General features: G+C 48.3%; 1 pseudogene. It reads right to left on the bottom strand.

Annotated features, from left to right (window positions below):
• Nucleotides 1-292 (bottom strand): annotated as a pseudogene (locus C1G49_RS11025) (hypothetical protein); the annotation flags it as partial.

The raw sequence follows: 292 nt of genomic DNA, 5'->3' as shown, positions 1-292 counted from the left end.
CACCGTCGCGACCATCTACACCATTACGGATAGTGGCGATTTCAGTGCGATCTCCTGTTGATGAAACATTATAAACTTTTACACTACCATCGGGTTGAAGTTCAGAAACAACAGAGCTGCCATTTACACCGTCGCGACCGTTGGTTCCATCCTGACCTTTGGCACCGTCACGACCATCTGCTCCATTACGGATAGTGGCGATTTCAGTGCGATCTCCTGTGGAGGAGACATTGTAGACTTTTACACTGCCATCTGGTTGAAGTTCAGAAACAACGGAGCTACCATTTGCACC

Source organism: Streptococcus suis (assembly GCF_002960625.1).
GTDB lineage: Bacteria > Bacillota > Bacilli > Lactobacillales > Streptococcaceae > Streptococcus > Streptococcus suis_T.
The sequence above is the reverse complement of the archived record's forward strand: the minus strand, read 5'-3'. Positions and strand labels throughout refer to the sequence as shown.